This window comes from Saccharothrix hoggarensis (assembly GCF_042678885.1).
Classification (GTDB): Bacteria; Actinomycetota; Actinomycetes; order Mycobacteriales; family Pseudonocardiaceae; genus Actinosynnema; species Actinosynnema hoggarensis.
This window is the reverse complement of sequence record NZ_JBHTLK010000486.1, coordinates 1-1,289: the sequence shown is the minus strand read 5'-3', so window position 1 is coordinate 1,289 and position 1,289 is coordinate 1. Positions and strand designations below refer to the sequence as shown.

Annotated in this window: 1 protein-coding gene; it reads left to right on the top strand. The window is 78.7% G+C overall.

Going from position 1 to position 1,289, the window contains the following annotated elements; translation table 11 throughout:
• On the top strand, positions 1–1,289 hold a 1,289-nt coding region (locus ACFQ3T_RS36660), incomplete at both ends, for a hypothetical protein (RefSeq protein WP_380730777.1).

Sequence of the window (1,289 nt, the reverse complement as noted above, 5' to 3'; positions counted from 1 at the left end):
GGCGCATCCGACCGGCGGCTCCACCGCCGACACCCCGCCCACCTCCACCGCCGACGCGCTGTCCGCCGGCGAGCGGGCGGCTGTGGGCGCGTTGTGGGAGGCGTGCGCGGCGGTGTTGCGGGCCGGCGCCACGGGCAGCGGCGCGGTGGTCCGGGCGGAGGTGTTGCGGGCAGTCCACTCGGCCCGCGTCGTGGGGCTGCACCGGGCGGCCGCGTGTGGGTTGCGCATCGCCGCAGCCCTGGCCGCCGCACGGGCCGGTGAGTCGTCGTTCGACCGCGAGGTGCTGACCGCCGACCTGGTCGAGCTGATGCTCCTGTGCCACGACCTCCGCGCGGGCGTCGGGCCGGCGGACGAGCTGCGCGGCACGGCGCGGCGCGAGTACCGGCCCATCGGGGCCCTCCGCCTGTACGGCCTGTGCACCGAGGCGGTCATCACCACGTCCGGTTACGCGGGCGTCGTCACGCACCTCGTGGACGACCGGGGCGGGCGGTGGACGGTGCCGTCGATCATGCCGGGCGGCGCGGAACGGGTCGCCGCCGCCGCGGGCGGGCCGGTGGCGATCGGCGAGTCGGGCCTGACCCAGCGCGGGCTGGGCCGGGCCGGGCTGCTGCTGTCCGGCGGCACGGCGTCGCCGGACCACCGGCTGGGCGCGGGCAAGGCGGTCCGGGCGGTGTCCGCGTCCGCCGCCGAGTGGGACGCCCCGCCGTTCACCGGCTTGTGGGACCGACCCCTGACCGACCAGGTCGCGGACGCCTTCCACGCCGGCACCCGCCCGGACGCCCACCGCCCGGCAGGCGCGGACCTGCTGTTCCTCGACGGCACGGTGCTCGGCGCGGCAGGAGGCGCGCTGCGCGTCGACGTCGGGACCGCGCACGTCGACCTCGTCGGCGGCAGCGGGCGTGCGGGCGAGAACCTGCGGGTGCTGGCGTCCGCCGCCGGGCTGCGGCTCAGGGTCGTGGCACGCCTCAAACCGGACCGCCCCGGCACGGCCGTCGCGCTCGCCGTGTCCGGTGACCTGCGCCTGCCCGCCGACCTCCGGCACCACGTGGACCTGGACCTGGACCAGCTCCAGCACTCGCACGTCACCGATCCCGGCGGACGGGAGCTGCCGCCCCGGCCCGAGCCGGTCGACCGCGTCCCGCGTCCCCTCCGCCCGCTGGAGAACGTGCTGCACCGGATCGCGCTGGGCGGCCGGGCGGTCGCGGCCGTGGCGTCGGCCGAACGGGACGTCGCCGCCCTGGCCCGCACCGGCCTCACCATCACCGCCGACCGGCTCGCCGACCTGGCCG